This is a genomic window from Enterobacter sp. A8, assembly GCF_004296595.1.
GTDB lineage: Bacteria > Pseudomonadota > Gammaproteobacteria > Enterobacterales > Enterobacteriaceae > Enterobacter > Enterobacter cloacae.
The window spans coordinates 1,080,860-1,105,529 of sequence record NZ_SCMF01000001.1 but is presented as its reverse complement, the minus strand read 5'-3'; the positions used below and the strand labels follow the sequence as shown (position 1 = coordinate 1,105,529).

Here is a 24,670-nt window from a genome sequence, read left to right as displayed (position 1 = left end):
TATGCTTTTATTAATAACCACTCTGGCGTATGTGGGTATTACGTATATTATGAGTTCAATTTATCATTTCTGTAACAATATCGAGTTTTGATAATTTTTATATGATTGATTTTTATGGGCTTTGTTGGTTTTTGGAGAAATGGTCTTACCATTGATTATTTAACGAATTTTAAATTATTGTGAATGGCTAAATTACAATCGCTAACACCAATGTGTTATTTGTGTTATCGCAGGGATTAAATAGTTTTTTAACTAACGTAATAACTTTAGAAACTAAAAAAATCATTATATTAATATCATGACATCGGCAAATAACGACGAAATAAAAAATCCATCCGATAACGAATTCTTAATTTTTAAAGTTTGGAGTTTCAATTATGAGCACTGACGAACGTATTCTGAGCCCCTTCACATTACCGAATGGCACCGAACTGAAAAACCGTTTGTTAATGGCACCCATGACCACCTGTACCGGCTATTACGACGGCACGGTCACCAGCGAGCTGGTGGAGTACTATCGGGCCCGTTCCGGCAGCATTGGTACCATTATTGTTGAATGCTGCTTTATCGATGATCTTGGCCTTGCGTTCCCCGGCGCGATTGGTATCGATAACGACGAGAAAATCGCCGGGCTGGCGAAAATCGCGGACGCCATTAAATCCAAAGGCTCGAAAGCCCTGCTGCAGATCTACCACGGCGGCCGTATGGTCGATCCAAAACTGATCGGTGGCCGCACGCCGGTTGGCCCAAGCGCCGTTGCCGCGCCGCGTGACGGGGCCGCCACGCCGGTTGCTCTGACCGGTGAAGAAGTGGAAGGCATGATCGGCAAGTTTGGTGAAGCCGTACGCCGCGCTATCCAGGCCGGTTTCGACGGGGTTGAAATTCACGGCGCAAATACCTACCTGATTCAGCAGTTCTACTCCCCGAACTCTAACCAGCGCGACGACGAGTGGGGCGGCAGCCGCGATAACCGCGCTAAATTCCCGCTGGCGGTGCTGGATATCACGCACAAAATGGTGCGCCAGTACGCGGACGACGCGTTCATTATTGGCTACCGTTTCTCCCCTGAAGAGCTGGAAGTCCCGGGCATCCGCTTTGAAGACACCATGTACCTGCTGGAAAAACTGGCGGCGCGCGGTGTGGATTATCTGCACTTCTCCGTGGGGGCGACCCTGCGTCCTTCCATTGTCGACACGCAGGACCCAACCCCGCTCATCAAAAAATATTGCGCCATGCGTTCTGAAACCCTGGCTCAGGTTCCGGTGATGGGTGTCGGCGGCGTGGTGAATGCTGCAGACGTTAACGAGGCGCTGGATAGCGGTTACGACCTGATTGCCGTGGGCCGCGCCACCATCGCTTACCCGGACTGGACTGACCGGATCGCGGCCGGTGAAAGTCTGGAGCTGTTTATGGACAGCACCAAACGCGAAGATCTGAGCATTCCTGAACCGCTGTGGCGCTTCTCGCTGGTGGAAGCGATGATCCGCGATATGAGCATGGGCGAATCAAAATTCAAGCCAGGCATGTTCACTGAGAAGGTGCAGGACGATGTTAACGAACTGGTAATCAACGTCAGTCTGGAAACCGATCGCATCGCCGATATTGCGCTGGCGTCTGGCCCTAGCGAAGACGTTGAGTTTGTCACCAGCTTTGAAGAGATCCGCACCCGCATTCTGGACGCCAACACCCCGCACGTGGATGCCATCACGGGTGCAACCAGCCAGAGTGAAGCGGTGAAAAAAGCGGTCTCTAAAGCGATGCTGAAATCCAGCAAAGCGCTGGCGGCAGAAGAGGGCGCTGACCCGAACGCGACCCGCAGCGTGGATGTGGTGGTAGTGGGTAGCGGCGGCGCCGGTCTGGCCGCAGCCATTCAGGCCCACGATGAAGGCGCGAGCGTGCTGATTGTTGAGAAGATGCCAACCATCGGCGGGAACACCATCAAAGCTTCTGCCGGGATGAATGCCGCAGAGACGCGCTTCCAGCGGGTGAAAGGGATCCAGGACAGCAAAGAGCTGTTCTACCAGGAGAGCCTGAAAGGGGGCGGTAACAAGAACAACCCGGAACTGCTGCGCCGCTTCGTGGAGAATGCGCCTCAGGCGATTGAATGGCTGGCAACCCGCGGTATTATGCTGAATGACATCACCACCACCGGCGGGATGAGCATTGACCGTACGCACCGTCCAAAAGACGGCTCTGCGGTAGGCGGCTATCTGATCAGCGGCCTGGTGCGTAACGTCAACAAACGCAACATCGACGTAATGCTTGATACGTCTGTCTGCGAGATCCTGTTCGAAAACGGCGAAGTCACCGGCGTGCGTCTGACCACAGAAGAGAACGAAACCCTTACCGTGACCACTAAAAGCGTCATTGTCGCCACCGGTGGCTTCAGCGCCAACAGCCAGATGGTGGTGAAATACCGCCCTGACCTGGAAGGTTTTGTCACCACCAACCACAAAGGGGCAACCGGCGGCGGTATCGCGCTGCTGGAACGCATCGGTGCCGGTACGGTAGATATGGGTGAAATTCAGATCCACCCAACCGTTGAGCAGAAAACCTCGTACCTGATTTCCGAATCCATTCGCGGCGGCGGAGCGATTCTGGTGAACCAGCAGGGGAACCGTTTCTTCAATGAGATGGAAACTCGCGATAAAGTCTCGGCGTCAATCATCGCACTGCCGGAGAAATACGCGTATATCGTCTTTGACGAGCACGTTCGTGCCAAAAACAAAGCGGCGGATGAGTACATCGCCAAAGGCTTTGTGACCAGCGCCAGCTCGCCAAAAGCCCTGGCCGAGGCGCTGGGTATGGATTACCACGCTTTCCTGGCGACCCTTGAGCGCTACAACGGCTTTGTTGAAAAACAGCATGACGATGATTTTGGCCGTACCACCGCGCTGCGTGCGCCCATCAACGAAGGGCCGTTCTACGCCATTCAGATTGCGCCGGGCGTGCACCACACCATGGGCGGCGTGACCATCAACACCGAAACCTGCGTGCTGGACAGCAACCACAACGTGCTGCCAGGGGCGTTTGCGGCCGGTGAAGTGGTCGGCGGGATCCACGGTGGTAACCGTATCGGCGGTAACGCGGTGGCAGATATCATTATTTTTGGTACGCTTGCAGGACATCAGGCGGCTATGCGTTCGAAAAAGCAGTAAGACCCCTGTGTTGTATGCCGGATACGCGCAGCGTTATCCGGCATTTTCCCCGGCGGCGCGGTGCTTGCCGGGGCTACATCTGAGGACTCATGCTATGCCTGATGACCATCGCGTTTACAATTATTCCGCCGTCCTGATGGGATCGCCCATTCTCCTCAAACTCTTTTCCCATGACGAAGCCCTCGCGTCCCGCGTATTTCGCTTAATCAAACAGTACGAAGATCTGCTTACCGTTAACCGTGCGCATTCACAGGTGATGGATATCAACCATGCGGCCGGTCAGCATCCGGTTGCCGTCAGCCGTCCGGTGTTTGAGTTGATCCGCTGCGCGAAAGCGGCAAGCGTGCTTAAAGACAGCGCGTTTAACCTGGCCATCGGCCCGCTGGTGAAACGCTGGAAAATTGGCTTTCGCGGCGACAGCGTGCCGCCCGCCGAAGACATCGCCGCCTTGCTGGCGATTACCCGCCCTGAGGATGTGGTGCTGGACGAGGCCAGCAGTAGCGTCTTTTTGACCCAAAAAGGGATGGAGATCGACCTGGGCGCCATCGCCAAAGGCTATATCGCCGACAGGGTGCGGGATTATCTGCGCAAAGAGGGCGCTGAACTTGGGCTGATCAACCTTGGGGGCAATATCCAGACGCTGGGCTCGCCGGAGGGGGGCTGGAGCGTGGGGCTTAAAAAACCGTTTGCGGGTGATGAGCTGATCGGCGCGATGACGGTAGAGAATCGCTCCGTGGTGACGTCGGGAACCTATGAACGCTACTTTGAACAAAACGGCAGGCGCTACCACCATATCCTTGACCCGCGTACCGGGTATCCGCTGGATAATGAACTGGACAGCGTGACCATCATTTCAAACGATTCTATCGACGGGGATATCTGGACCACGCTGATGTACGGCATGGGTGTGGAGAAGGGCTGTGCGGTGCTGCGCGCGCGACCTGATATTGAAGCGATCTTTGTGACCAAAACAAAAGAAGTGGTGCTCTCGTCAGCGCACCACTTCCGCTTTACTTTACTGGATAATAGTTACCGCATTACTGACAGTACTGTTTGAGCAGGCCTGTCTGCTCGGGCTGGAGACGGTAACGATATACCGGGCGCCCGGTAGCGCCGTAGTGAATGCTGGTGAACAGGATATTGATTTGCGCCAGCCAGATCAGATATTTTCGGCAGGAGACGCGCGAGATATTCACCGCGCTGGCCAGGTCATCGGTGGAAAACTCGGTCTCCGGGTGAGCGTCAATCCACTGGCAGATAGTGCGCAGCGTTTGCGGCGTTAACCCTTTTGGCAGCTTTTTGCTGTCTGCCAGCTCCGGCGCGCCGCCGTGGATCAGCCTGTCGACGTCCGCCTGCTCATAATACTGGTGCGAGCCCATCAGGCTGTGCTTTGCCTTCCAGCCGTTCAGCGCCTCTTCAAAGCGCGGGAACTGGAACGGTTTAATCAGATAATCCACCACGCCGTAATGGATAGAGGTCTGGATTGTCGCGGCGTCCGCAGCCGAAGAGATCATAATGACATCGATTGGGCGACCGGAGGCGCGGATCACTGGCAGCAGATCCAGCCCGTTATCCTGCTGCATGTAGACATCCAGCAGCACCAGATCAACCGGCTGGGCAGGGTTGTTAATAATGGCCTCGGCCTGGTTCAGCGTGGAGGCGACGCCGCAGCAGCTAAAGCCTTCAACACGGTTAACATACAGACGGTTGAGGTCGGCTACCATGGCGTCATCATCGACAATTAATACATTTATCACGCGATATTCCTCTCGCTATCCCAGGGGATGTGAACAAAAAATTGGGTAAATACGCCAGGTTCAGATTCGACGGTGATATCACCGCCCAGGTTCTGAATTTGCTGGCGGGCAAGGAACAGCCCAACGCCCCGGTTTTCACCTTTTGTTGAGAAGCCTTTAGTAAAAATAGTCTCCAGCTGGGCGGGATCAATTCCCGGGCCGTCATCGCTGACTTCACAGCTGAGCCAGCCATTCTGATAGTGCAGCAGCAGGGTGATTTCGCCTTCCGGCTGGCCCTCCATCGCGTCCAGTGCGTTTTCAATCAAATTACCGAGCACGGTGACCAGCACCGCGACCTGCTCTTCGTTGGCGGTATCCGGTATCTGGCACTCATCCGCCAGGGTGAGGGTGATCCCCGCTTCTTTCGCCCGGTTGATTTTACCCAGCAGGAACCCGGCAATCACCGGGGATTTCACCTTGCTCTGGATGGTGCCAATGTCCGTCTGATAATTGTGCGCTGTCTGCAGGATGTACTCTTCCAGTTTGTCGTAGCGCTTGATATGCAGCAGGCCCAGGATCACGTGCAGTTTGTTCATAAACTCGTGCGTGTGGGCGCGCAGGGCGTCGACGTAATTCACCATGCCGTCGATGCGCTGCATCAGCTGGCTGATTTCGGTTTTGTCGCGGAAGGTGGTGATGGCGCCTATCACTCGCTCCTGACTTTTCACCGGCACCATGTTGCACAGCAGCAGCCGGCCGTTGCAGCTGATCTCCTGATCCTGACGCGCGATGCCCGTCTTTGACACCTCACGCAGGCTGGCCAGCAGGGGCGCGCTGGCGTTTTCGGTCTGCTTGCCGGAGGGCAGGAGCAATATCTCTCTGGCGGTGTGGTTTATCATCGTCACGCGGCCATGAATATCGACCGCTAACACTCCTTCGCGGAGCGACTGCAGCATCGCCTGACGTTGTTCAAACAGCGCGGAGATTTCATACGGCTCCAGCCCGAACAGGATGCGTTTCAGAACGCGAACCAGTCCCCAGATCGCCATGGAGCTCATAAAGATACTGAACAAAATGGTCCAGACGGCGTTAAGTCGCCCGCGGGCGATCTGGTCTTCCACTTTTTTTAGCGAGATGCCGACCACCACCACGCCGATCTGCTCATGCTGGCTGTCATACACGGGCGTAAATACGCGAAGGGCTTCCGCGAGCGCACCCCGGTTGACGGAGACGTTCTCTTTCCCTTCCAGCGCCGGGTTCAGATCGTCGCCGATGAAATGCAGGCCAATCAGCGCTTCGTTCGGGTGCGAATAGCGAATACCGCGCATGTCGGTGACCACGGTCAGCAGCAGGTCGTTGCGTTTTGTAACGCCCTGGGCGATGGGCTGGATGATATCGGCCTGCGGCGGTTGCATCAGGCCGCGCTGGATCTCCGGGCTGTTCGCCAGCGTTCGGGCAATACCCAGCGCCGTATCTTTGACATCATCGCGGGTTGCCCGGGTGATCTGCACTGAATAAAGCGCAAAGACCAGCAGCAGCACAGAGGCGATGATCGCGCACACCATCAACGTGACCAGCGTGTTCAGTTTCATGGGGCGCTTGCGCATCTGGGGAAAGGGCTGCAAATCGCTCATCAACACTCCGCGATGAAGAAGAAAGGGGTAATTATCGCCGATGACGCGCTTTTCTTAAAGCTGTGTAAAAGCATGCATTTGCTCCGCTTTTCGTGACCCTCCTCGCATGTCATCCATATAAAACACTTTATAGTGTGTGGGTACTCATAATAAGGAGGCTGTTTATGAGCATTATGCTTACCGGTTCGGTCAAGGAAAGACGGCACGCCAGCACGATGAATATCGATAGATTGTCCACGCTGGACATGCTGAAAGTCATTCACCAGGATGATGCACTTATCTCCGCTGCAATCACCCCTTTTTTACCCATTATTGCCCGTGTGGTGGATAACGCTGCCGCGACCCTGAGCCACGGGGGGCGTCTGGTCATGGTTGGCGCGGGGCCGTCCGGCTGTGTGGCAAAACAGGCGGCGGATGAGTATGCCCCGGGTAAAACCCCGGTGATTGCCATCACGGCGGACGACGGTGCGACAAGCTACGAGCGCGGCGTTGCCGACCTGCAGGCGATTAACTTTGGCGAGCACGATATGATGCTGGCGGTCACCGTAAGCGGAAAAACGCCGTGGGTCTGGGGCGCCATGCGGCATGCGTGGTCGCTCGGTTCACCGGTGGCGGTGATTACCGATAATGCGCAAAGCGAAGCGGCGCAGCTGGCAAGTATGGTGATTGCGCCAGAGCTGGGCCCGGATGTGGTTGCCGGGTATCTGAACACCAAAGCGGCCATCGCGCAGAAAATGATCCTCTCTATGGTGACCACCGGGCTGGCCGTCCGCACCGGGCGGGTTTACAGCAACCTGCGCGTGGATCTGGAGGCGAGCAGCATCCAGTGGGCTGAACGGCAAATCGCGATAGTGATGGAAGCGGGGGGATGCACCCGAGCGGTAGCAAAAGCCGCGCTGGAGAGCTGTAACCATAACTGCAAAACGGCGGTGCTGATGGTGCTGACCGGGCTGGATGCATGGAAAGCGCATGAGTTGCTTGCGCAGAACAACGGGTTCATTCGGGTGGCGTTGCAGGAAGCGCCGTAATAGAGCGCGCAGGAATAAAAAAAGGCCGCGATTGCGGCCTTTGCACTTTTTAAATATTAGAACTGATAAGTTAAACCAATACCTACAACGTCATCGGTAGAAATACCATACGCCTCATACAATGATTCATCTTCATCAAGCAGGTTGATTTTGTAATCGATGTAAGTGGAGAAGTTTTTATTGAAATAGTAGGTACTTGCAACGGAAATATAATTCACCAGGTCGTGGTTGAATCCTTTACCATCCAGGTCTTTACCTTTTGAGTAGACCCAGGCGAGGGAAGGACGCAGACCGAAATCAAACTGGTATTGCGCAACAGCTTCAAAGTTTTGAGTCTGGTTGGCTATACCATAATTACCAATTGGAGTCATATTGCGGGTTTCTGCATACATCATCGCCAGATAGACATTATTGGCATCATATTTTGTGCCAACGGTCCAGGCTTCGGCTCTTTCACCTCCGGCCATACCGATGCTTTCAAAAGCTTTGCCTTCAGCAACCTGAACATTCGTACGGTCAGAAGATGCGTAAGCTGCACCGAAGCTGAGACCACTTAAATCGCCGGAGAAATCATAGGAGGTTGAAATACCGAAGCCATCACCATTCTGGAAACGTGGATTTTCATGGCCATTGCGAGTGCCTTCCTGATCTTCATTATTATTGGTGCCTTCATTGGCTGCCTGATATTGCAGCGCAAAGTTGAGCCCTTCAATCTGACCAAAGAAATCACTGTTGCGGTAAGTCGCTACACTGTTTGCACGACCTGTCATGAAGTTGTCAGTCCAGGTATAGGAGTCACCACCGAACACTGGCAGCATATCAGTCCATGCTTCGACGTCATAAATCACACCATAATTACGGCCATAATCAAATGAACCGTAATCTGCAAATTTCAGACCAGCAAAGGCAAGTTTTGCATAACTATTTTGTGCGCCTTCAGTATCACTTGCCTGAGTTTTTAACAGTGCCTGGCCATAACCCATCAGTTCACTATTAATTTGTGTTTCACCGCGGAAACCCACTTCAATAATGGTATCATCGCCATCTTCTTTTGCATTGTCAGAGAAAGTATGACGAGCATCAACTTTTCCGTACAAATCCAGTTTATTACCGCCTTTGTTATAAATCTCAGCGGCATTTGCTGCGCCAGCCATTAATAACGCGGGTACAAGAATGGCCAATACTTTTCTTTTCATTATATATTCCCTTTAGAGATAATTTATATGAATATATGTAATCACGCTCCGCAACTACAGCGTCGATACTATTCCAGGAGAGGGGGTTTAAGTTCAATAATAAATGTAATTAAATGGGTAAAGATATTGCTAAATATTTCTAAGTGTCGCTTTATTTTTCTCGTGAATTATAATTTGAAATATATATTGGTTAATTATTGTTAAGTATTTTTCGTGATTATTTTATTAATTCTATTATTAACCTAAATTATATTTCTCCGAATTAAACACTCACCAGTCGTCCTCTTCTGTAACCTTGCCCAGGATCAACTTAAGGCAAACTGAGCGTCAGAAACCTTCACACAGCACAGGGTTTAATGCCAAAATGTGATAGTTGTCACAAAACTAAAGTAAGCATGTGCAAACGGTACGGCGGTGACCGTGGAGTGAAAGATGGAACGAAAAATCGAACGCAGCCTGGGAGGCAAACTGGCCCTGTGGGTGTTTTATGCTTTTTGCGGTTACTTTGTCTGGGCAATGGCCCGGTATATCTGGGTGATCAGTAAAATACCGTCGCTGCCGAATGCGGCAGTGGAAGGGGATTTGGGGTCGACTAGCGGCAAATGGCTTGGGGCATTGCTGGGGTTTCTGGTGCTAGGCACGGTCGGCCTGATCCTGGGTGGAATTGCGTGGTACACCCGTCCCCGTCAGGACAACTCGTGATAGCGTCCGGGAAAGTTGCTATTGTAACCATTTTAACAACAGGACGTGATGATGGAACTTACGCAGTGGCAGCAACGTTTTGAGCGCTGGCTCGGGGAAAACCATACCACCGACGACACCGCGCATGATATTTCCCATTTTCGTCGCGTCTGGATGACGGCGCAAAAAATCCTGGCTAACCAGGCGGTCGAGCCGCTGGTGATCCTGACCGCATGCTATTTCCATGATATTGTCAGCCTGCCGAAAAACCATCCTGAACGCGGCCAGTCATCCCAGCTGGCAGCGCGTAAAACGCGTGAGATCCTGCATCGCGACTTCCCGGACTTTCCCCCCGCGCATTATGACGCCGTGGCGCATGCTATTGAGGCGCACAGCTTCAGCGCCGGGATCGCGCCGCAGAGTCTGGAAGCGAAAATTGTGCAGGATGCTGACCGGCTGGAAGCGTTAGGGGCAATTGGCCTGGCGCGCGTGTTTGCCGTTTCTGGGGCGCTGGGCGTGCCGCTTTTTGACGCACACGATCCCTTTGCTGACGCGCGAACCCTTGATGACCGGGCGTTTGCTCTCGACCATTTTCAGACCAAGCTGCTGCGCCTGCCTGATACAATGCAAACAGAAATGGGGCGCGAGCTGGCACGCCAGAACGCCGATTTTCTCATCCAGTTTATGGCAAAACTGAGTGCCGAATTACAGGGTGACTGCCTGGGGCTGGATAGCCAGGTACTGAGCCGCTTCCGCCGCAGTTTGCACCGTTGAACTGTGGTAATCTGTTTCCAGTCTTTATTGTCCGGTTAAAAGAATGCAGGAAAATCGATCAGTGAGTGAGCCCGCACCTGAGCAGGCTGAGAAATCAACGGCAACGGTGCAGGCGCTGCTGCGCCAGCTGCTGGATATCTATGATGCCAAAACCCTCGCCAGCCAGCTCATGGCACACGGCGAGGGCCACTGGAGCCCGGCAATCATTAAGAGACTTATCACCAGCGAGCGGGCAGGGCATCGCCTGAGCGACGGCGAGTTTCGTTATCTGCAAACGTTGCTTCCGCGTCCTTCCGCCGCCCATCCCCACTATGCCTTCCGCTTTATCGATCTGTTTGCCGGTATCGGGGGCATTCGACACGGATTTGAAGCCATCGGCGGACAGTGCGTCTTCACCAGTGAGTGGAACAAACACGCGGTCCGCACCTATAAAGCCAACTGGTATTGTGACCCGGACGCGCATCAGTTCAACGCGGATATCCGCGATGTCACGCTGAGCCATAAAAGCGGCGTGAGCGATGAAGAGGCGGCCGAGCATATCCGCCAGAACATTCCGGCGCATGACGTACTGCTGGCGGGCTTCCCGTGTCAGCCATTCTCGCTTGCCGGGGTATCGAAGAAAAATGCCCTCGGACGTGCCCACGGTTTTGCCTGCGATACGCAGGGAACCCTGTTTTTTGATGTTGCCCGTATTATCGATGCCCGCCGTCCGGCCATTTTTGTGCTGGAAAACGTCAAGAATTTAAAGAGTCATGACGGCGGTAAAACCTTCCGCATTATTATGCAGACGCTGGATGAGCTGGGCTACGACGTGGCGGACTCCCAGGATATGGGTGCCGATGATCCGAAAATCATTGACGGGAAATACTTCCTGCCCCAGCACCGGGAACGTATTGTGCTGGTCGGGTTCCGCCGCGATCTCAACCTGAAAGGTGATTTTACCCTGCGGGATATCCCGTCGCTCTATCCGGCGCGCCGTCCGTCCGTCGCCGATCTTCTGGAGCCCGCCGTCGACGCGAAATTTATCCTCACCCCGGTGCTGTGGAAGTACCTCTATCGCTATGCCAAAAAGCATCAGGCAAAAGGCAACGGTTTTGGTTTTGGCCTGGTCAACCCGAACGATCCGCACTGTGTCACCCGCACCTTGTCCGCGCGCTATTACAAAGACGGTGCGGAGATCCTGATCGATCGTGGCTGGGACAAAGCGCTGGGCGAGAAAGACTTTGATAACCCTGAGAACCAGCGTCATCGTCCACGTCGCTTAACCCCACGCGAGTGCGCGCGGCTGATGGGGTTTGAGACGCCGCAGGGGTACAACTTCCGCATTCCGGTCTCTGATACGCAGGCCTACCGACAGTTTGGCAACTCGGTGGTGGTGCCCGCCTTTGCGGCGGTGGCGAAACTGCTGTCCTCACGCATTAAACAGGCGGTTGCCCTGTGCCAGAGTGAGGCCGTCAATGACGGATGTGCACAATAAGGCGACGCGCAGTAAAAACATGCGTGCCATCGGCACGCGTGATACGGCGATTGAGAAACGCCTCGCCGGGCTACTGACTGAGGCAGGCTTTGACTTTCGGGTGCAGGATGCCGCACTTGCCGGGCGTCCTGATTTCGTCATTGATGCCTATGAGTGCATTATCTTTACCCACGGCTGCTTCTGGCACCGTCACGACTGCTATCTGTTTAAAGTCCCGGCGACGCGCACCGATTTCTGGCTGGAGAAGATTGGCAAAAACGTCCAGCGCGATCGGCGGGATATCGGAACGCTTGTCGAACAGGGATGGCGGGTGCTGGTGGTGTGGGAGTGTGCGCTACGCGGCAGACTGAAGCTGAACGATCGGGAGTTGACCGAACGGCTGGAAGAGTGGATCTGCGGCGGCGGTCAGACCGCGCAGATCGACACTCAGGGTATTCATCCGTTTACGGTTTCTCCACCTGACACGGCACCACCTCAGGCTTAGCGGGCAGCAGGTATTTCCCCAGCGTGACCAGCACCACGGCAAAGACAATCACGCCCAGCGCCAGCCATTCAACCGGCGACAGCGTTTCACCGCCGAGTCCCGTTCCCAGCAGCACGGCCACCACCGGGTTAACGTAGGCGTAGCTGGTGGCGACCGCCGGAGAGACGTTGCGGATGAGGAACATGTACGCATTAATGGCAATGATGGAGCCAAACAGCGCCAGATAACCCACGGCGAGGAAGCCAGACAGATCCGGCATGGTTGTCAGCGTTTCGCCCGTTAGCGTGGAGGCAATCAGCAGCACAATGCCTGCGGCAAGCATCTCAATGGCGCCCGCCATCATGCCGGACGGCAGCTCAATACGCGAACCGTAGACGGAGCCAAACGCCCAGCTCATGGATCCGATAAGGATAATCACGGCCCCCCACGGGTTACCGCTCAGGTTGCCGCCGCTGTTGAGCAGAATGATCCCGGCGAGCCCAATTCCAATCCCCAGCCATTCCAGCTTGCGGGTGCGAATGCCGAAAAGACGGCTAAAGCAGAGCGTGAACAGCGGGACAGTGGCGACCACCACCGCCGCGATACCGGAGGGCACGTTCTGATGTTCAGCGACGGTGACAAAGCCGTTGCCCACGGCCAGCAGCAGCAGGCCAATCAGCGCCGCATTCAGCATCGGGCGCAGCGGAGGGAGTTTATGTCCGCGCAGCAGCAGGAAGGCCATCAGCAGGACGCCAGCCGAGAGAAAACGGATACCCGCCATCATCAGCGGAGGCCAGCTTTCCACCCCAATGCGAATGACGAAGTAGGTTGACCCCCAGATGATATACAGCGATAAGAGCGCCCCGATGAGCGGTAGTAAGTGCCGAAAACGCATAGTCCCTCACGACGAAATAAAAAGTTCGCTCATAGTAAACGCCAAAACTACCGGGCTGGCGAGCCCTTTAATTGTGTAGTTGCTGTGAAATTTTTGTTGACGCAATGTGCCTGTTTCCGGGTGTGCGGTTTTGTTCCATACTATTCACTTAATTAGCAAAAAAAGAAGGATAGTCATTTTGGCGGGAAGTAGCTTATTAACATTGCTGGACGATATTGCCACCTTGCTGGACGATATTTCCGTTATGGGAAAACTGGCGGCGAAGAAAACAGCAGGGGTTCTGGGGGATGATTTATCGTTAAATGCGCAACAGGTAAGCGGGGTGCGGGCTAACCGCGAGTTGCCGGTAGTATGGGGCGTGGCAAAAGGCTCATTCCTCAACAAGGTTATCCTGGTGCCGCTGGCGCTGCTGATCAGCGCCTTTATCCCCTGGGCGATTACGCCGCTGCTGATGATTGGCGGCGCATTTTTATGCTTTGAAGGGGTAGAGAAGGTGCTGCACTCCTTCGCCGCGAGGAAGAAGCACGACACGCCAGAAATGCGCCAGCAGCGTCTGGAAGCGCTGGCGGCGCAGGATCCAAAAACCTTCGAACGCGATAAAATCAAGGGCGCCGTTCGTACCGACTTTATTCTGTCGGCGGAGATTGTGGCTATTACCCTGGGTATTGTGTCTGAATCGCCGCTGCTGAATCAGGTGCTGATCCTCTCCGGGATCGCCATTCTGGTGACGGTGGGGGTTTACGGCCTGGTAGGGCTTATCGTTAAACTCGATGATATTGGCTTCTGGCTGGAAGCGAAATCGAGCGCGGTAGCTAAAGGGATTGGTAAAAGCCTGCTGGTGCTCGCCCCGTGGTTGATGAAGAGTCTTTCCGTGGTGGGGACGCTGGCGATGTTCCTTGTCGGCGGTGGGATTGTGGTACATGGTATTGCGCCGCTGCACCATGCGATAGAACATTTTGCTGCACAGCAGGGCGCCGTGGTGGCGGCCATTCTGCCTACGCTGCTTAATCTGGTGCTGGGCTTTATTGTGGGCAGTATCGTGGTCGCCGCAGTGAAGCTGGTTGAAAAGCTGCGCGGTACGGCGCACTAATTGTTACCCGCGCCAGGATGCAAAAAGGCCATTCCTCGTCTAAATTGAAACAGTTTCACCCTGATACAGGAGGCAGGTATGGTCTTTTTGGTCAGTGATGAAGTTAAGCCTAAGAAGGGCGGCCCACGTATGATTGTCACCGGCTATTCCAGCGGAATGGTGGAGTGTCGGTGGCATGACGGTTACAGCATCAAGCGGGAAGCGTTTCGTGAAGATGAGCTTCAGCCGGGTGACGGGCGGCAAAAGCGTGACAAGGCTTAATCACTTAACGCCCGGCCTTGCCGGGCGTTTTTATATCAAGTATCGGGTGTAAGGAAGCGATCAGGGAGTATTTGTGCAGCGTGATACTTTTGTTGTAAGACGAACTTTTCTGCAATGGCTGCATAAGCGTAGCAATCCAGGTGCGATTGTTAATCTCTGTTTTCTTGTGGTACTGGTTTTTTCGACCCTCCTCACCTGGCGTGAAGTGGTGGTGCTGGAAGATGCCTATATCTCAAGCCAGCGCAACCATCTGGAAACGGTGGCCACGTCGCTGGACAGACAGCTTCAGTTCAGCGTGGACAAACTGCTTTTTTTTCGCCAGAGCATGCGCGATGCGCTCCAGACGCCGCTGGCGTTTGATGTCCTGCGTGCAGCGGTGACACGCTTCAATGCAGACCGGTCTCGTCCTTTCTGGCAACTTGCCGTGGATACAAAACGTACGCTGCCCATCAACGGCGTATCGGATGCCTTTGTTGAAAAGACCACGCTGCTTAATCGCGACGATGAACTTCTCGATAATGAAGTGTCTGCTGCGCTTGAAGTGGGGTATTTGCTCAGGCTGGCCTCACCGGTCATGCGCAGCGAAGAACGTGTGGTCTATGTCTCCCGCGCCGGGTTTTACCTCTCCACGGAGACAGCGACACAGACTGCCGATATTATCCCGCGCTATTACCATCTGGTGACCCAGCCCTGGTTTACGCAGCAAACGGAACGTAACAACCGTGCGCGCGCGGTGTTGTGGTTTATCACCTCGCCGTCAACCTGGACGGGCAACGAGCGCATGATCACCGCCAGCGTACCCATCTATTTTGACCATTACTGGTACGGCGTGGTGGCGATGGATTTTTCTCTCAATACCATGAAACGTCTGCTGGCCGACGCGACGGATGACCACGCCGAGGGCGAATATCAGCTGTATGATACCCGGCTCAATATGATTGCCTCTTCTGAAGCGTCCACAAGCGAGGCTAACCATTTTGATGAGCGTGAAACGGCACAGATTGCGCATGCTATTGAGAACAATACCGGCGGCGGGATCCGGCTCGGCAGCCGTTTTGTCAGCTGGGAGCGGCTCGACCATTTTGACGGGGTTATCCTGCGGGTGCATACCCTGCATGAAGGGGTAAAAGGCGACTTCGGCAGCATCAGTATCGTGCTGGCGCTCCTGTGGGCGCTCTTCACCGCCATGCTGCTGATCTCCTGGCTGGTGATCCGCCGGATGGTCAGCAATATGTACACGCTCCAGCACTCGTTGCAGTGGCAGGCCTGGCACGATCCTCTCACCCGCCTCCATAACCGTGGGGCGTTGTTCGAGCGGGCAAAAGCGCTGGCCGGGCAATGTCAGGCGCAGTCGCTGCCGTTCTCGGTGGTGCAGATCGATCTCGATTATTTTAAAAGCATCAACGACCGTTTCGGCCATCAGGCCGGAGATAAGGTGCTGTCCCATGCGGCGGGGCTGATTGCCAGCGCCCTGCGTAAGAACGACGTTGCCGGGCGCGTGGGCGGGGAAGAGTTTTGCGTGGTCCTGCCGGGTATCGGGCTGGAGGAGGCAAGAGCGGTGGCGGAACGCATTCGCTCACGCATCGACAGCAAAGAGCTCCTGGTGAAAAAGAGCACGACGTTGAGGATCAGCGCGTCGATGGGGGTCAGCTGCGCGCAGGAGAAGGGGAATTACGACTTCGAACAACTGCAGTCGATAGCGGATGCCCGGCTGTATCTGGCAAAACAGCGCGGCCGCAACCAGGTGGTCTGGGACGATCAGGACAAGAAGTGATCCAGCCCTTCATGCCAGCCCGCCGGTCCTGCTTGCTGCGTGTGATACACCCGGGCAGGGTTATCGTCGCGCAGTGTGATGCCCTGGCGGTTAATGCCCTTGATCACCACCGCGAAGTCGACGCTGTCGAGCAGGGGCGCATCATTCGGACCGTCGCCCAGCCCGAGCGTCGTGGGCATGATGCCTTCCTGTTCGCGATATTGCGCAATGAGCCAGTTCACCGCCACGTCCTTTCCGCAGCGGGCGTCCAGAATGTGCCAGAAGCGGGCACCCTGCAGGCATTTCAGACCGCGCTGCGCCAGCTCCTCTTCAAACTGCACCATTTTCTCATCGGTGTCGCGCCAGATGAGCGTGACAGAGGCTTCATGTTTACGCGCAAGCGTAGAACGATATCGGCTCAGCCCCGTCCATTCGCCGATCACCCGGTCATCGACATCGTCAAAGGTGGTGAATTTATACCCTGCCTGCAGGCGGATTTGCTCAATGAACGGGCGAATGTCGCGGTGAAGCATTCCCATAGTATGGCGCTGCGCCTTTTCCCAACGGACATCGGGCTGGATGACCGCGCCGTTTTCGGCAATAAAAGGTAACCCCTCGAGGCCCAGATCCTGCTGAATATCCTGCATCTCCGCTGCGGTTTTGCTGCTGCACAGAATGAGCGGTACCTGAAAATCCTGCAGCTTATCCAGCCAGGGCATTGCCGGCTGCCAGGCGTAGGTATGAATATCCAGCAACGAACCATCCAGGTCGGAAAAAACCAGCAGGGTGTCCTGCAGGGAAGGCCGTGCAGCTCCCGATTGCGAATAGCGCTTCATCTAAGAATATTCCTAAAAAAATAGGACTGTCGGAAGGGAAACGCGCGGAACCGATCCCGCCAAACCCGCATTCGACGTACCTTGCTGCTCATAACAAAAATTCACGTTTAGAAAATATAATATTCGCCACGAGAATATATGCTTGTCAGGCAAAATCGTTGAGGATAGTGTTTCAGCTACATCAGATTTCCTGGTGTAACGAATTTTCAAGTGCTTCTTGCATAAGCAAGTTTGATCCCGGCCATCCCCATGACCGGGATTTTTTTCGCCCTAACGATTCGCTTCAGACACGCTAAAGTCATGGATATCAAGCTCGAAGGCCTCGGCCAGTTCACGGTAGGTGTGATAATCCCTTCCGTTGACGATGACCCGGTCAGAGTTGTCATCCGTACGACGAACTTCTGACTCACTGATCTCATTGATGGCGGCCAACAGGGCATCGACATCCACTTCGACCTCGCGTTTGATGGTGTCGCTGTACTCTTTATCGGTCTTCATTTCGGGGTCCTCATTCAACCGTGTCCAACATTGATTATAGACTGAACACAAAAACGCCATTCGCGCGCCGTGGCGATGTGTGTTTTTGCGTTTTGTTCTACACTGGCTCAAAACCACAGGAGGAACGTATGAAGGTTAACGATCGGGTTACTGTCAAAACGGACGGTGGACCGCGCCGCCCGGGGGTGGTACTGGCAATTGAAGAGTTTAGTGAAGGTACAATGTATCTGGTATCACTGGAAGACTACCCGCTCGGCATCTGGTTCTTTAACGAACTGGGGCATCCGGATGGCATCTTTGTGGAAAAAGCGGAGTAACACGGCATCGGGTGCCCGACAGCGCCCGTAAAAGCAAAAATCTCTGGCCAGGCCAGAGATCGTGTAGGGTACTCAAGGTCTTATGCAACTAACGCATGTTGACGAAAATCCCGTTCGTCACATTATCGGTCAGGCGGACAACGTGGTAGATCACTTGCTTATTATGGGTTTTAATCTTCCTTTTAATATTTCCTTTATGTGACGAAACGGTTTTCGCTTTAATATTCATCTGGTCTGAAATTTGAATCGTTCCTTGCCCGGCCATCCACATTCGCAGCATGCTTGATTCAGTTCTGCTTAATGATAGGGTGGGTAAGTTAACCGCTCCTACATTCTTAACTTCCTTATTCAAATAATCCCCCAGAATGTCATCCAGCGACTCTGGTTTTATCGATTTAGAACTGATCAATAAATTTTTACGGACCAACAAATACTCATCGAAATGGATATTTGCGATCGCCATAAAAACAATAAACAGGGTTTTAGGATGCTGATTAATGATTTGCTTAATGTGCTGACTGTTGGCTGGATCGTGAATGAAACAGTCCTCATTAATAAACACCACGCCTGGTTTGAGTTCATCACAAGCGGCTGCGAGCTCCTCAACGGTGTGTGCGTCGTTGATGTCTCTCTTTCTTACCCCTCTGCTTGCCAGATACCCGGTTAACCCTAGCCGGGTGTAGCTGCATAAATCCATAATGATCGTTGACATGGCATACCCTCACTCAATGCGTAACGATAATTCACCATCTGCCTGAGAGCTCATAAACAGCCATACGGGATGGAAAAAATTAATAAACCTGTGAGCATGACAAAGACTTTCAGGCGGACTCACTATCCCGTAAAGTTACGTATAATTTGCCAGGAATCATCTTAAAGTAAAGTAAATATTAAGTATTGTGAGGTGGTTAGAAACAATTAAACCGCGTCAGATATATCCTGGAAGATGTTTTTCGTGTTTTATTTTAGGAATATCCTCAGAAAGACAATAACAACCGTGGGGACTATTATTTACGAGGCAGCTCGCTGACAATATCCGCTAAGAGGTTGAATATCTCGCCGAATAAATGCTCACAGAAGGGGGCGATAAGTGGCATTAGCAATGACATTAATAAAATTCCCACCGTCAGCGTCAGCGGAAAACCAATGACGAACACCGACAGCTGCGGGGCCATGCGGTTGAGTAAACCCAACGCCAGGTTCACGGTCAGGAGCAGGGTGATGATCGGCAGCGCCAGCATCAATCCGTTGAGGAACACCAGCCCGGCGGCGCGGGTGAGTGCCAGGAACGCATTGCTGTTAACCGGGTTTTCCCCAATCGGCAACGTGTGGAAGGTGTCCACCAGCATGGAGATGAGCCACAGATGGCCGTTAAACGACAGGAAAAGCAGCATCGCCAGCATATCGATAATGCGCGCCAGCACCGGCATGTTGAGGTGGCTGCCGGGGTCGACAAACGTGGCGAACGATAGCCCCATCTGCAGGCCGATCAGTTCCCCGGCGGTGCGCACGGCCGCAAAGGCCAGCTGCATGGTAAAACCAACCGCGACGCCAATCAGAATTTGCTGCAACGCCACCCATACCGCATTGGCCGAGAAGATCGGAATATTCACCGGAGGCAGGGAAGGGGCAACGATGATGGTGATGATGATGCCCAGCCCCACTTTGACCCGCTTCGGGATCGCTTTCTCGCTCAGGATGGGGGCGGTGGTGATCAGCGCCAGGATGCGCAGCATGGGCCAGAAATAGACCCCAAGCCACTGAATCCACTGGTCGCTGGTAAAATGGAGCATCGTCGCGTCAGCCGATGATGTACGGCAGATTGGTAAACAGGTTACGCATGTAGTCCAGCAGCAGATTGAGCATCCACGGCCCGGCAACAATGATTGCCACGAACACGGCGATGATTTTCGGAATGAACGAGAGCGTCATTTCGTTAATCTGCGTGGCGGCCTGCAGAATACTGATGATCAGACCGGTCACCAGGGCGACAAGCAGCAGCGGCGCGGCAACGGCGATTGCGATTTTCATCGCTTCCGTGCCCATCATCATGACCGATTCTGGCGTCATTGCGCGCTCCTCAACTGTAGAAACTCTGCGCCAGCGAACTGACCAGCAGCTGCCAGCCGTCGACCAGCACAAAGAGCATGATCTTAAAGGGCAGGGCAATGGTGGCTGGCGGTACCATCATCATACCGAGCGCCATCAGTACGCTGGCGATCACCAGGTCGATAATCAGGAACGGAATAAAGATGGTAAAGCCAATCTGGAAGGCGGTTTTCAGCTCGCTGGTGACGTACGCAGGCAGCAGTATGCGCATCGGCACGGCTTCCGGGCCCTGCAGCTCCCCGGTGTTGGAAAGGCGGGCAAAGAGGGCCAGATCCGCTTCGCGCGTCTGGCGCAGCATGAATTCACGCAGCGGCTGCGCGCCTTTCTCCAGCGCCTCCTGCATGGAGATTTTATCTTCACTGAACGGCTGGTAGGCGTCGGTATAAATCTTATCGATCACCGGCGACATAATAAAAAAGGTCAAAAACAGGGCCAGGCCCAGCAGCACCTGGTTTGGCGGCGCGGAAGGGGTACCCAGCGCGTTTCGCAGCAGGCCAAAGACAATGATGATGCGGGTAAAGCTGGTCATCATCAGCAGGATCGCCGGAATAAAGGTCAGCGAGGTGATGAACACCAGCGTCTGAACCGGGAGCGACCAGCTTTGTCCGCCGCCCGCCAGAGGGGTTGAAACCAGACCGGGCAGTTGCGCATAAACCGCAGGAGCAAACAGGCCAACGCCCGCGAGCGTCAGGGATAACAAACGGCGCATCAGGATCTCCCGGAACGCTTAAGCAAACTCTTCATGACGGACTGGAAATCCGCAGGGGCTTCTGCACGCTCATCACTGATAGCAGGGGCGGGCGGCAGTTTATGTAAAACGTTGACGTTTGACGCGGTGACGCCCAGCACCAGCCGTGCGTCCTCAACGTCTACGATGACCACGCGCTCGCGTGGCCCCAGTGTTGTACTGGCGCTGACCTTCAGACCGCGCGTCCCGGCGGTTTTACCCGCCAGGCCAAAACGCTTCGCCAGCCAGGCGGCGATAAGAATAAAGGCAATAATACCGAGCAACGCGCCGCTCACCTGGAGCAGCGGTGAGCCGGGAACGGCGGAAGGTTGTGATACTGTTGCCTGGGTTTTCATTCTTAACGGCTCAGACGACGCATGCGCTCAGACGGGGTAATGATGTCGGTGATACGCACGCCGTATTTATCGGCCACGACCACCACTTCACCCTGAGCAATCAGATACCCGTTGATCAGGATATCCAGCGGCTCACCGGCCAGACCGTCGAGGGCCACGACGGAACCCTGCGTCAGACGCAGCAGCTCTTTAATGGTCATGCGGGTGCGGCCCAGCTCAACGGTGAGCTTAACCGGGATATCCATAATCAGGTCGATGTCCTGCAGCGTACCGCTGACATCACCGCCGCCTAACTGCTGGAAGACGGCATCCGCTGCACTTTTGGCCGGGGTCGCTTTTTGCTCGTTTAACGCGTCAGCCCACAGATCGTCCAGTGCTCCGCTGTTTTCATCGGACGGATTGTTCATGTCACTCATTTGGGCTGTTCCTCATTCAGCGAATTCAAAATCGGGTTGATCAAGTGCTCAACGCGTAACGCATACTGGCCGTTAATTGTGCCGTACTGACTTGTCAGCACGGGGACACCATCCACATGGGCAATAATGCGGTCGGGTTTTTCTATCGGCAAAACGTCACCGGGTTGTAATTTCAGGATCTGGGATAACCGCAGCGGAATATCGGCAAAGCTCGCCACCAGCTCAAGCTGTGAGTGCTGGACCTGGCGCACCAGGTTTTCACGCCAGTTCTGATCTTCATGACGTGAATTCTCCAGCGGCGGGTTGACCAGCAGCTCGCGCAGCGGTTCGATCATGCTGAACGGCAGGCAGATGTTGAACTCGCCGGTCAGGTTACCGATCTCCACGTGGAATGGCGTGTTGACGACGATGTCGTTCGGAGAGGTGGTGATATTGGTAAATTTCACCTGCATCTCAGAACGCACATACTCCACTTCCAGCGGGTTAATGGCCTTCCACGCGTCGCTGTATGACTCCAGCGCCAGCTTCAGCATGCGGTTAATGACGCGCTGTTCGGTGTGGGTGAATTCACGACCTTCTACTTTGGTCGGGAAGCGCCCGTCGCCGCCGAACAGGTTATCCACCGCAATAAACACCAGGCTTGGGGAAAACACCACCAGACCTGTGCCGCGCAGCGGTTTCAAATGGATCAGGTTAAGGTTGGTTGGCACCGGCAGGTTGCGGGCAAACTCATGATACGGCTGAATGCGGATCGCACCGACCGTGATATCCGGGCTACGACGCAGCAGGTTAAACAGCCCCATACGGAACTGACGTGCAAAACGTTCGTTAATGATCTCCAGCGCCTGCAGACGTTCACGTACCACGCGACGCTGGGTATTCGGGTCATAGGGACGAATATCGCTATCGCCGCCAATGCCCGGTTGCGGATCATCACTCTTATCGCTGTCGCCGTTGAGCAGCGCATCGATTTCTGCCTGAGAAAGAATACTGTCGCCCATGTCGTTACCGCAGAATAAAGGCTGTATACAGAACGTCAGTGACTTCCTGCTTAGGTTGGCCGTTCACCAGCGGGGTCGCCAGCGTTTGCTTAATAGCGTCGACCAGCTTTTGCTTGCCTTCATCGGTGGCAAGCGTTGAAGCGTCCTGACGAGAGAACAGCAGCAGCAGACGGCTGCGCACTTCCGGAAGGTAATCGTTCAGTCGGGAACGGGTGGCTTCATCTTTCAGGCGCAGCGTGATGCCGACATACAGCACACGATCCGCATCACCGAGGTTGACGGTGAAGGTATCCAGCGGGAAGAACACCGGTGCCGGCGGAGGTGGCAGTTCGGCTTTGGCCGCAGCAGTAGAAGGTTTCTGCTGCATGCGCCAGTAACTATAGCCCGCGGTAGCGCAGGCGGCGAGCGTGATTAACACCAGCAGCGGGATCCAGATGGAACGCTTACTTTTTTTGGTGATCGCGGAGTCAGTCATCTGATACGAGCTTCCTGTTTCGGTACAGCTTAATATGGTGATTATCCCGTGTCCGGCTGACGTCAAAGCGTGGAAAAGACGGGGATAATCACGCTACCTCTGGCGTTTAGGCGAAGATGTCTACGGCGCGGTTGCCGCTCGCAGCGGATTGCAGGGCTGACGGGGTCGGCAGCAACTCATCGCTCTCTTCAGTAAATCCGCCATGTTGGCCGGAACGCGACGCCTGCTGTTGCTGCTGGGACGAAGACTGCTGCTGCCCGGCAAAGCTCTCGCTGCTGACGCTACTCTGCGTAAGCTGAATACCGTTTTCCGCCAGTGACGTACGCAGTACCGGCAGGGCGGCTTCCAGTGCGGCACGCACGTGGCCGTGCGCAGAGACCATCTGCAGCTGCGCCTGGTCATTATCCAGCTTCAGCGAAATGTGCACCTGGCCCAGATCTTCCGGGTTCAGGCGCAACTCTGCGGTTTGCTGTCCTTGCTTCGCAAACAGCGTGATGTGCTGGCTCAGGTTCTGTTGCCATTCGTGGGTGCCGAGCGGCTGACTCAACACCGGTGCGGTGGCAACGGTTGCGGCAGGCTGCGCAGTGGCGTGGCTGGAGACAATCGGCGCCAGGGTGGCGGTTGGTGTTGAAGACGAAGACGCGCTGGCAAGATCCTGTTTCTCGGCCGCGACGGCGAGCGCTGGCGTCGCCGGTGCGTTGGCCGGCAGGGACGGATCAACGCTTTGCGCCTGCCCGGCGAAAGATGGCTGCGCGTTATCCTTGCCCGTCAGGGCGCTGCTCAACGCGTGTGCAGACGTGCCGTTTTGCGTAAGCGTCGTGGCGGTCAGGGCTGACGTTGCTTTGAGTCCCTCACTGCCCGCGCCTTTCGCCGTGACCGGCGTGGAGGTCTGCTGGTGCGGCAGCATGGCCATCAGCGCGCTTAAGCCCGCCAGCTCTTCTTCGCTCAGTTCGGTTTTGCTGTTATCGGCGCTATTCGCCGTGGTCAACGTCTTCAGGGCATCGCCCTTAGCGGCAGGCATCAGCCCGGAGACCAGCGTTTGCAGCGGCGTCGTCTGCGCCGTTTCATCGCCAGCCTGCGTGGATTGACGCGCGAGCAGATCGGCAATTTTCGCCTGCAGGGTGGACTCTCCCCCGGCGTCCTTCGCGACCTTTGACAGCTTGCTGCCAGCCGCCTTCAGGTCGGCCAGCGTCAGCGGCGCATCTTTGCCCTGACCGCTGGCGTCCGTTAACGCGCCCGCCAGCAGAGAAAGAAAGTCTTGCGCACCGTCGGTGCCTTTCCCCGTTTGCATGCCGCCTGACAGGTCGCTGTCGGTCATCAGCAGTTGTTGCAGTGTGATCATTCCGGTTTCCTCATTGATGCGCGCTGGGCAAACTCATCCATTTTTTTCTGATCCTGGCGGTTTTCCGCCAGCGTCGCCGCGGCAATCTGCCGGTCCTGTAAGGTCTGCCAGGCCTGCAGTCGCTGCTTCTTCTCGCGCCAGAAATTCAGCGCGGTGTCGACTTTTTGGGTCCATTGCTGAAGCTGCTGGCGATGCTGTTCTATCGCCTTCTCCAGCGTCTGAATAAACTGCTGATAGTTAATCCAGCGCTGGCTTCCAATGCCCTGTGTCATATCGGTATTGAGGTTGGTGCGATACTCATGCTGATAGTCGATTAACATCTTCAACTGCTCTTCAGCCTGCTGGCACCCGCGTCGCATTGCGCCAAGCTGCAATGCGGCATCATCAACTTCTTTTTCAGCCAGATCTTTCAGCGTTGATAACGCGCTGTTTTGCGCCATGATCGTC

At 54.9% G+C, this 24,670-nt stretch carries 26 protein-coding genes and 1 pseudogene; 11 read left to right on the top strand and 16 right to left on the bottom strand.

Annotated features, from left to right (window positions below):
• Positions 1-377 precede the first annotated feature (377 nt).
• On the top strand, positions 378-3,158 hold the full coding sequence (locus tag EQV24_RS05235) for a flavocytochrome c (protein ID WP_130626274.1): 2,781 nt from the start codon (positions 378-380) through the stop codon (positions 3,156-3,158).
• 94 nt (positions 3,159-3,252) lie between these two features.
• Entirely contained in the window at positions 3,253-4,215 is a 963-nt protein-coding gene (locus EQV24_RS05230; protein WP_062857403.1) for an FAD:protein FMN transferase, read from the top strand.
• Here the strand turns inward: EQV24_RS05230 and dcuR are convergent.
• Both dcuR and EQV24_RS05220 read right to left on the bottom strand, forming a co-directional pair.
• The gene (gene dcuR, locus EQV24_RS05225) at positions 4,196-4,915 is read right to left on the bottom strand and encodes a two-component system response regulator DcuR (RefSeq protein WP_013097755.1); all 720 of its coding nucleotides are present in this window, start codon (positions 4,913-4,915) and stop codon (positions 4,196-4,198) included. The genes EQV24_RS05230 and dcuR overlap by 20 nt on opposite strands.
• Complete coding sequence (locus tag EQV24_RS05220; RefSeq protein ID WP_130626273.1) at positions 4,912-6,528, bottom strand: sensor histidine kinase; 1,617 nt, start codon at positions 6,526-6,528, stop codon at positions 4,912-4,914. Before EQV24_RS05220 ends, dcuR begins: the two co-directional genes overlap by 4 nt.
• A 164-nt stretch (positions 6,529-6,692) precedes the next feature.
• Here EQV24_RS05220 and EQV24_RS05215 point away from each other — a divergent pair, with 164 nt between their 5' ends.
• The gene (locus EQV24_RS05215; RefSeq protein ID WP_130626272.1) at positions 6,693-7,556 is read left to right on the top strand and encodes an N-acetylmuramic acid 6-phosphate etherase; all 864 of its coding nucleotides are present in this window, start codon (positions 6,693-6,695) and stop codon (positions 7,554-7,556) included.
• Positions 7,557-7,612: 56 nt separating this feature from the next.
• On the opposite strand, the gene EQV24_RS05210 is transcribed toward EQV24_RS05215, so the two are convergent.
• Entirely contained in the window at positions 7,613-8,752 is a 1,140-nt protein-coding gene (locus EQV24_RS05210; protein ID WP_048971659.1) for a porin, read from the bottom strand.
• Between the two features lie 432 nt (positions 8,753-9,184).
• On the opposite strand from EQV24_RS05210, the gene drpB reads away from it, so the two are divergent.
• From drpB to EQV24_RS05190, 4 genes are all read left to right on the top strand, one after another.
• Complete coding sequence (drpB, locus tag EQV24_RS05205) at positions 9,185-9,454, top strand: cell division protein DrpB (RefSeq protein ID WP_029882559.1); 270 nt, start codon at positions 9,185-9,187, stop codon at positions 9,452-9,454.
• A 51-nt stretch (positions 9,455-9,505) separates the two neighbouring features.
• Entirely contained in the window at positions 9,506-10,207 is a 702-nt protein-coding gene (locus EQV24_RS05200) for a phosphohydrolase (RefSeq protein WP_057072411.1), read from the top strand.
• Positions 10,208-10,268: 61 nt separating this feature from the next.
• Complete coding sequence (locus EQV24_RS05195; RefSeq protein WP_130626271.1) at positions 10,269-11,684, top strand: DNA cytosine methyltransferase; 1,416 nt, start codon at positions 10,269-10,271, stop codon at positions 11,682-11,684.
• Complete coding sequence (locus EQV24_RS05190) at positions 11,665-12,168, top strand: very short patch repair endonuclease (protein ID WP_130626270.1); 504 nt, start codon at positions 11,665-11,667, stop codon at positions 12,166-12,168. Before EQV24_RS05195 ends, EQV24_RS05190 begins: the two co-directional genes overlap by 20 nt.
• Here the strand turns inward: EQV24_RS05190 and yedA are convergent.
• The gene (gene yedA / locus EQV24_RS05185; RefSeq protein WP_130626269.1) at positions 12,128-13,042 is read right to left on the bottom strand and encodes a drug/metabolite exporter YedA; all 915 of its coding nucleotides are present in this window, start codon (positions 13,040-13,042) and stop codon (positions 12,128-12,130) included. The two genes, EQV24_RS05190 and yedA, sit on opposite strands and share 41 nt — an antisense overlap.
• Positions 13,043-13,211: 169 nt before the next feature.
• On the opposite strand from yedA, the gene EQV24_RS05180 reads away from it, so the two are divergent.
• The 3 genes from EQV24_RS05180 to dgcQ all read left to right on the top strand — a co-directional run bounded on the left by EQV24_RS05180 (position 13,212) and on the right by dgcQ (position 16,167).
• Positions 13,212-14,132: a DUF808 domain-containing protein gene (locus EQV24_RS05180; RefSeq protein WP_170942733.1), complete on the top strand. Its 921-nt coding sequence runs from the start codon at positions 13,212-13,214 to the stop codon at positions 14,130-14,132.
• Positions 14,133-14,210: 78 nt separating this feature from the next.
• Positions 14,211-14,393 carry a DUF2158 domain-containing protein gene (locus tag EQV24_RS05175; RefSeq protein ID WP_013097745.1) on the top strand — a complete coding sequence of 61 codons (183 nt, stop codon included), beginning with the start codon at positions 14,211-14,213 and terminating at the stop codon, positions 14,391-14,393.
• Positions 14,394-14,466: 73 nt separating this feature from the next.
• Positions 14,467-16,167, top strand: a complete 1,701-nt coding sequence (gene dgcQ, locus EQV24_RS05170; protein ID WP_130626268.1) for a cellulose biosynthesis regulator diguanylate cyclase DgcQ — start codon at positions 14,467-14,469, stop codon at positions 16,165-16,167.
• Here dgcQ and EQV24_RS05165 read toward each other — a convergent pair.
• On the bottom strand, positions 16,152-16,982 hold the full coding sequence (locus EQV24_RS05165) for a mannosyl-3-phosphoglycerate phosphatase-related protein (protein ID WP_061772570.1): 831 nt from the start codon (positions 16,980-16,982) through the stop codon (positions 16,152-16,154). The two genes, dgcQ and EQV24_RS05165, sit on opposite strands and share 16 nt — an antisense overlap.
• A gap of 270 nt (positions 16,983-17,252) precedes the next feature.
• Positions 17,253-17,480 (bottom strand): YodD family peroxide/acid resistance protein, encoded by a 228-nt coding sequence (gene yodD, locus EQV24_RS05160; RefSeq protein ID WP_013097742.1) that lies wholly within the window; start codon positions 17,478-17,480, stop codon positions 17,253-17,255.
• 128 nt (positions 17,481-17,608) lie between these two features.
• On the opposite strand from yodD, the gene dsrB reads away from it, so the two are divergent.
• Positions 17,609-17,797: a protein DsrB gene (gene dsrB, locus EQV24_RS05155; RefSeq protein WP_013097741.1), complete on the top strand. Its 189-nt coding sequence runs from the start codon at positions 17,609-17,611 to the stop codon at positions 17,795-17,797.
• Positions 17,798-17,885: 88 nt separating this feature from the next.
• Here the strand turns inward: dsrB and rcsA are convergent, their stop codons facing one another.
• The 10 genes and pseudogenes from rcsA to fliJ form a co-directional block, all read right to left on the bottom strand.
• Positions 17,886-18,509: a transcriptional regulator RcsA gene (gene rcsA / locus EQV24_RS05150; protein WP_013097740.1), complete on the bottom strand. Its 624-nt coding sequence runs from the start codon at positions 18,507-18,509 to the stop codon at positions 17,886-17,888.
• A gap of 288 nt (positions 18,510-18,797) precedes the next feature.
• A pseudogene (gene fliR, locus EQV24_RS05145) lies at positions 18,798-19,590 on the bottom strand (flagellar biosynthetic protein FliR); the annotation flags it as partial.
• A gap of 7 nt (positions 19,591-19,597) precedes the next feature.
• Positions 19,598-19,867, bottom strand: coding sequence for a flagellar biosynthesis protein FliQ (fliQ, locus tag EQV24_RS05140; RefSeq protein ID WP_008500315.1), 270 nt, complete (start codon positions 19,865-19,867; stop codon positions 19,598-19,600).
• A 10-nt stretch (positions 19,868-19,877) separates the two neighbouring features.
• The gene (gene fliP, locus EQV24_RS05135; RefSeq protein WP_013097738.1) at positions 19,878-20,615 is read right to left on the bottom strand and encodes a flagellar type III secretion system pore protein FliP; all 738 of its coding nucleotides are present in this window, start codon (positions 20,613-20,615) and stop codon (positions 19,878-19,880) included.
• The gene (gene fliO, locus EQV24_RS05130; protein ID WP_013097737.1) at positions 20,615-20,989 is read right to left on the bottom strand and encodes a flagellar biosynthetic protein FliO; all 375 of its coding nucleotides are present in this window, start codon (positions 20,987-20,989) and stop codon (positions 20,615-20,617) included. Before fliO ends, fliP begins: the two co-directional genes overlap by 1 nt.
• Positions 20,990-20,991: 2 nt before the next feature.
• A complete protein-coding gene (gene fliN, locus EQV24_RS05125) occupies positions 20,992-21,405 on the bottom strand; it encodes a flagellar motor switch protein FliN (RefSeq protein WP_008500318.1) in 414 nt (137 codons plus the stop codon).
• A complete protein-coding gene (gene fliM, locus EQV24_RS05120; RefSeq protein ID WP_013097736.1) occupies positions 21,402-22,406 on the bottom strand; it encodes a flagellar motor switch protein FliM in 1,005 nt (334 codons plus the stop codon). The genes fliN and fliM overlap by 4 nt, the downstream gene beginning before the upstream one ends.
• 4 nt (positions 22,407-22,410) lie before the next feature.
• Positions 22,411-22,881: a flagellar basal body-associated protein FliL gene (fliL, locus tag EQV24_RS05115; RefSeq protein ID WP_014832480.1), complete on the bottom strand. Its 471-nt coding sequence runs from the start codon at positions 22,879-22,881 to the stop codon at positions 22,411-22,413.
• A 106-nt stretch (positions 22,882-22,987) separates the two neighbouring features.
• Entirely contained in the window at positions 22,988-24,223 is a 1,236-nt protein-coding gene (gene fliK, locus EQV24_RS05110) for a flagellar hook length control protein FliK (RefSeq protein WP_130626267.1), read from the bottom strand.
• Entirely contained in the window at positions 24,220-24,663 is a 444-nt protein-coding gene (fliJ, locus tag EQV24_RS05105) for a flagellar export protein FliJ (protein WP_013097733.1), read from the bottom strand. The genes fliK and fliJ overlap by 4 nt, the downstream gene beginning before the upstream one ends.
• Positions 24,664-24,670 lie beyond the last annotated feature (7 nt).

What these genes read in the sequence shown, in the direction of transcription:
- EQV24_RS05235 (WP_130626274.1), top strand. Translation starts at nt 378, where the DNA reads ATGAGCACTGACGAACGTATTCTGAGCCCCTTCACATTACCGAATGGC.
- EQV24_RS05230 (WP_062857403.1), top strand. Translation starts at nt 3,253, where the DNA reads ATGCCTGATGACCATCGCGTTTACAATTATTCCGCCGTCCTGATGGGA.
- EQV24_RS05220 (WP_130626273.1), bottom strand. Translation starts at nt 6,528, where the DNA reads ATGAGCGATTTGCAGCCCTTTCCCCAGATGCGCAAGCGCCCCATGAAA.
- EQV24_RS05215 (WP_130626272.1), top strand. Translation starts at nt 6,693, where the DNA reads ATGAGCATTATGCTTACCGGTTCGGTCAAGGAAAGACGGCACGCCAGC.
- EQV24_RS05210 (WP_048971659.1), bottom strand. Translation starts at nt 8,752, where the DNA reads ATGAAAAGAAAAGTATTGGCCATTCTTGTACCCGCGTTATTAATGGCT.
- drpB (WP_029882559.1), top strand. Translation starts at nt 9,185, where the DNA reads ATGGAACGAAAAATCGAACGCAGCCTGGGAGGCAAACTGGCCCTGTGG.
- EQV24_RS05200 (WP_057072411.1), top strand. Translation starts at nt 9,506, where the DNA reads ATGGAACTTACGCAGTGGCAGCAACGTTTTGAGCGCTGGCTCGGGGAA.
- EQV24_RS05190 (WP_130626270.1), top strand. Translation starts at nt 11,665, where the DNA reads ATGACGGATGTGCACAATAAGGCGACGCGCAGTAAAAACATGCGTGCC.
- yedA (WP_130626269.1), bottom strand. Translation starts at nt 13,042, where the DNA reads ATGCGTTTTCGGCACTTACTACCGCTCATCGGGGCGCTCTTATCGCTG.
- EQV24_RS05175 (WP_013097745.1), top strand. Translation starts at nt 14,211, where the DNA reads ATGGTCTTTTTGGTCAGTGATGAAGTTAAGCCTAAGAAGGGCGGCCCA.
- EQV24_RS05165 (WP_061772570.1), bottom strand. Translation starts at nt 16,982, where the DNA reads ATGAAGCGCTATTCGCAATCGGGAGCTGCACGGCCTTCCCTGCAGGAC.
- yodD (WP_013097742.1), bottom strand. Translation starts at nt 17,480, where the DNA reads ATGAAGACCGATAAAGAGTACAGCGACACCATCAAACGCGAGGTCGAA.
- dsrB (WP_013097741.1), top strand. Translation starts at nt 17,609, where the DNA reads ATGAAGGTTAACGATCGGGTTACTGTCAAAACGGACGGTGGACCGCGC.
- rcsA (WP_013097740.1), bottom strand. Translation starts at nt 18,509, where the DNA reads ATGTCAACGATCATTATGGATTTATGCAGCTACACCCGGCTAGGGTTA.
- fliQ (WP_008500315.1), bottom strand. Translation starts at nt 19,867, where the DNA reads ATGACGCCAGAATCGGTCATGATGATGGGCACGGAAGCGATGAAAATC.
- fliP (WP_013097738.1), bottom strand. Translation starts at nt 20,615, where the DNA reads ATGCGCCGTTTGTTATCCCTGACGCTCGCGGGCGTTGGCCTGTTTGCT.
- fliO (WP_013097737.1), bottom strand. Translation starts at nt 20,989, where the DNA reads ATGAAAACCCAGGCAACAGTATCACAACCTTCCGCCGTTCCCGGCTCA.
- fliN (WP_008500318.1), bottom strand. Translation starts at nt 21,405, where the DNA reads ATGAGTGACATGAACAATCCGTCCGATGAAAACAGCGGAGCACTGGAC.
- fliM (WP_013097736.1), bottom strand. Translation starts at nt 22,406, where the DNA reads ATGGGCGACAGTATTCTTTCTCAGGCAGAAATCGATGCGCTGCTCAAC.
- fliL (WP_014832480.1), bottom strand. Translation starts at nt 22,881, where the DNA reads ATGACTGACTCCGCGATCACCAAAAAAAGTAAGCGTTCCATCTGGATC.
- fliK (WP_130626267.1), bottom strand. Translation starts at nt 24,223, where the DNA reads ATGATCACACTGCAACAACTGCTGATGACCGACAGCGACCTGTCAGGC.
- fliJ (WP_013097733.1), bottom strand. Translation starts at nt 24,663, where the DNA reads ATGGCGCAAAACAGCGCGTTATCAACGCTGAAAGATCTGGCTGAAAAA.